We start from the raw sequence: 4,108 nt of genomic DNA on the forward strand, positions 1-4,108 counted from the left end.
GGCAGCCGCCGCGCCGCCGTCCGGAACGTCCCGTGCGGCACCTCCGCGGTGCCCTCCGAACGCGGGAAGAACTCGTACCACGCCCCGTAGAGCGCACGCTCCCGCTCCACCAGCAGCGGCAGCTTGTCGGACGCGGTCACGAACTCCCGCAGCGGGTAACGGGCCAGCACCGCCTCCACCTCGGGACGGAAGGCGGCGGCCAGGCGGGTCGCGACCGGCAGCGAGTCGTCCCTGAGCGTGTCGACCGCCTGGAGCAGTACCGGCCGCCGCTTGGCGGGCGCCCCGGCGGCCGCCCGCTCCAGCAGGTCCGCGCCCTCCTCCAGGACCACACCGGTGTCGATCCCGGCCGGCACCTTGATGCGGGCGGTGCGCCGCCAGGTCGTCACCGGGTCGCTCCACGCTTCCACCCGGAAGGTCCAGCGTCCCGCGGTGGTCGGGGTGATCTCGGCGCCCCAGCGGTCGCTCCCCGGCGCCAGCTCGCGCATCGGCGTCCACGGGCCCGGACGCCCGTCGGGACCCCGCAGCACGACATTGGCGGCCACGGCGTCGTGCCCCTCCCGGAACACGGTCGCCGACACCTCGAACGTCTCGTCCACGACCGCTTTCGCGGGGCGCCGGCCGCACTCCACGGCCGGCTGGACGTTCCGTACCGGGACACGGCCGATGGCCGTGGTTGCCTTCATGCTCTTTGTCTCCGCCGTAGTCGTGGCCGGACCCTCACAGGGCCCGGCCGGGGATTTTCAAGCCGCGGGGAAGGGGTTACCGGCCCGCCGGGGAACGCCGCTTGGCGGTCGGTGGACCGCGCCGGACGGCGACGCCCGGTCGGGGGCGGTCGTTCTGTTCACGCAGATAGGCGCCGACCGTGGAGCGCAGATAGCGCTCGGCCGCGTCCGCGGCCTCGCGCGCGCAGCGCTTGCCCATCAGCACGCACAGCGTGTAGCCCGAGTCCTCGAACGTGGCCCGCGCCGAGCGGTCGTCGGGGGCCGCGAGCATGACGCGTTCCCAGGCCCGGTAGCGCCCAAGCTGGCGGGCGACTTCGGTTTTGGCCGGTAGCAACATGACGCCGTTTCACCTCTCGGTTGCATGGCACGTCACCGGACGGTCAGGGGTGGGCGTGCGGACACACGGATGCCGTGCGGGCATAGGGGTCACCACACATGGTGCACGTATGGTGACCCAACGTCTTGTTATAGCTTCAACTATGTCGCGCGACCGCTCTCCGGTGGCTCTCGGTGCTCGTGTTGCACGAATGGCGTAGCGATCGCAGGCTGGAGGTGACTCAGAAGCGATCGACGCTCACGCTTCGCGTTCGGGGCCCGTCCCGCGGGGACGGAAGGAAGCGACGGGCGTTGCCGGTGAGGAGCCGACGACGATGAAGACCGCAGTGCCCTGCTACTACCACCTCGACGTGGAAGTCAGCCCCGAACGGGTCGGACGGGTCAGGCGCATCCTGGCCGCTCATCTCCGTTACTGGGATCTGGAGAACCTCGTGGAACCCGTCTGCGGCGGTGCCGAACTGCTGCTGAACGCCATCGGCGAGCACGCGAGGGACAAGAACACCTCGATCGAGATGTGGTGGAACGGCCAGCATCTGATCACCGCCATCGCGGGCGACGACCACGACCTGCGCCCCGACCAGGACCTGCGCGGCTGCCTGGAGCACATCGCCGTGATCAGCGACGGCTGGGGCTGCTGCGCCACCGACACCGGAGCCAAGGTCATCTGGTTCTCCCGGCGCGTCCGGGCCTGCGAGCGCGTCCCGCTGGTGCCCGTGGGGCCCGACCCGAGCCTGCGCGCGGTGCTTCAGGTGCCCCGGGCGGCCGCGGTGGCCGACGTCCCGGCCGGATCGCCCGACCGGGTGCTGGAGGGGGTGCGGTGACCGCGCGCGAGGACCGCGCAGGGGTGCCCGTCTGGAGCGGGCACCCCTACCCGTTGGGCGCCTCCTACAACGGCCAGGGCACCAACTTCGCCCTGTTCAGCGAGGTCGCCGAGCGGGTCGAGCTGGTCCTGGTCGACGACCGGGGCCGGCACAGCACCGTGGAGACGGCCGAGGTCGACGGGTTCGTGTGGCACTGCTTCCTGCCCGGCGTCGGCCCCGGCCAGCGCTACGGCTACCGGGTGCACGGCCCCTGGGACCCCGAACTGGGCCACCGGTGCAACCCGGCGAAGCTGCTGCTCGACCCGTACACCCGGGCGGTCGACGGGCAGATGGACAACCACCCCTCGCTCTTCGAGCGCGCCCCGCACGGACCGTCGCCCGCCGACAGCGCCGGGCACACCATGCTGGGCGTGGTCACCGACCCCTACTTCGACTGGGGCGACGACCGCCCGCCGCGCCGCCCCTACGCGGACACCGTCATCTACGAGGCCCACGTCCGGGGGCTGACCCGCACGCACCCCGGCGTCCCCGCCGAACTGCGCGGCACCTACGCCGGGTTGGCGCATCCCGCGGTCGTCGAGCATCTGACCTCGCTCGGGGTCACGGCCGTCGAGCTGATGCCGGTGCACCAGTTCGTGCAGGACGGCGTGCTCACCGACCGGGGGCTCGCCAACTACTGGGGCTACAACACCATCGGCTTCTTCGCGCCGCACAACTCCTACGCCGCGCACGGCAGTCGGGGCCAGCAGGTCGCCGAGTTCAAGTCGATGGTGAAGACCCTGCACGAGGCCGGGCTCGAAGTGATCCTGGACGTCGTCTACAACCACACCGCCGAAGGCAACGAGAAGGGCCCCACCCTGTCCTTCCGCGGTATCGACAACGCCTCCTACTACCGGCTGGTGGACGGCGACTGGTCGCACTACTACGACACCACCGGCACCGGGAACAGCCTGCTCATGCGGCACCCCTACGTGCTCCAGCTGATCATGGACTCGCTGCGCTACTGGGTCACCGAGATGCACGTCGACGGCTTCCGCTTCGACCTCGCGGCCACCCTCGCCCGGCAGTTCCACGAGGTGGACCGGCTCTCGGCGTTCTTCGACCTGATCCAGCAGGACCCGGTGATCAGCCGCGTCAAGCTGATCGCCGAGCCCTGGGACGTCGGCGAGGGCGGCTACCAGGTGGGCAACTTCCCGCCGCTGTGGTCGGAGTGGAACGGCAGGTACCGGGACAGCGTCCGCGACTTCTGGCGCGGCGGCGAACACACCCTCGCCGACTTCGCCTCCCGGCTGACCGGATCCTCCGACCTGTACCAGCACAGCCGGCGACGGCCGCGCGCCAGCGTCAACTTCGTCACCGCGCACGACGGTTTCACCCTGCGCGACCTGGTCTCGTACAACGACAAGCACAACGAGGCCAACGGGGAGGGCAACCGGGACGGCGAGAGCGACAACCGGTCCTGGAACTGCGGCGCGGAGGGCGCCACCACCGATCCGGCCGTGCTGGAGCTGCGCGCCCGCCAGCAGCGCAACTTCCTCGCCACCCTGCTGCTCTCCCAGGGCATCCCGATGCTCTGCCACGGCGACGAACTCGGCCGCACCCAGCGCGGCAACAACAACGCCTACTGCCAGGACAACGCGGTCTCCTGGATCGACTGGCGGCTCGACCCGGGCCGGCGCGGCCTCGCGGACTTCACCCGCCATGTCATCGCCCTGCGCACCGCCCACCCCGTACTGCGCCGTCGGCGCTTCTTCCGCGGCGAGACCGTCACCCACGCCGGCCAGCCCCTGCCCGACCTGGTGTGGTTCCTGCCGGACGCCCGCGAGATGACCGAGGAGGACTGGCAGCGCTCCGACGCGCACTGCGTGGGCGTGTTCCTCAACGGCGACGCGATCGCCGAACCCGACCAATGCGGCCGGCCCGTCGTGGACGACTCGTTCCTGCTGCTGCTCAACAGCTACTGGGAACCGGTCGACTTCCACCTCCCGGGCAGCGCCTACGGCGAACGCTGGACCACGCTGATCGACACCGCGGAGGAGGGCGGCGCGCCCGACGAGACCGAGCACAAGGCGGCGACCACCATGACGGTCACCGCCCGCAGTCTGGTCCTGCTCTCCCGCCCCTCCCGCACGAGGAGCGCGCCCTAGAGCTCCCATCGCCAGGTCCGCCGCCCAGCGTCCGGCCTTCATACGATCCGCTCCATGTCCCGGGACCGGCCGTCCCGTACGA

At 71.2% G+C, this 4,108-nt stretch carries 4 protein-coding genes; 2 read left to right on the forward strand and 2 right to left on the reverse strand.

Features of this window, described 5'->3' with window-relative positions:
- The coding region (locus tag ABT296_RS38385) for a maltotransferase domain-containing protein (RefSeq protein ID WP_351934750.1) at positions 1–683 on the reverse strand (683 nt) is incomplete at its 3' end.
- Positions 684–759: 76 nt separating this feature from the next.
- Positions 760–1,059: a DUF5133 domain-containing protein gene (locus ABT296_RS38390; RefSeq protein WP_351934752.1), complete on the reverse strand. Its 300-nt coding sequence runs from the start codon at positions 1,057–1,059 to the stop codon at positions 760–762.
- A gap of 313 nt (positions 1,060–1,372) precedes the next feature.
- Between ABT296_RS38390 and ABT296_RS38395 the strand changes: the two genes are divergently transcribed.
- Both ABT296_RS38395 and glgX read left to right on the forward strand, forming a co-directional pair.
- Positions 1,373–1,879: a pep a2 gene (locus tag ABT296_RS38395; RefSeq protein ID WP_351934754.1), complete on the forward strand. Its 507-nt coding sequence runs from the start codon at positions 1,373–1,375 to the stop codon at positions 1,877–1,879.
- On the forward strand, positions 1,876–4,026 hold the full coding sequence (gene glgX / locus ABT296_RS38400) for a glycogen debranching protein GlgX (RefSeq protein ID WP_351934756.1): 2,151 nt from the start codon (positions 1,876–1,878) through the stop codon (positions 4,024–4,026). The genes ABT296_RS38395 and glgX overlap by 4 nt, the downstream gene beginning before the upstream one ends.
- Positions 4,027–4,108 lie beyond the last annotated feature (82 nt).

This window comes from Streptomyces sp. NPDC000983, assembly GCF_040299205.1.
In the GTDB taxonomy this organism is placed as follows: domain Bacteria; phylum Actinomycetota; class Actinomycetes; order Streptomycetales; family Streptomycetaceae; genus Streptomyces.

What these genes read in the sequence shown, in the direction of transcription:
- ABT296_RS38390 (WP_351934752.1), bottom strand. Translation starts at nt 1,059, where the DNA reads ATGTTGCTACCGGCCAAAACCGAAGTCGCCCGCCAGCTTGGGCGCTAC.
- ABT296_RS38395 (WP_351934754.1), top strand. Translation starts at nt 1,373, where the DNA reads ATGAAGACCGCAGTGCCCTGCTACTACCACCTCGACGTGGAAGTCAGC.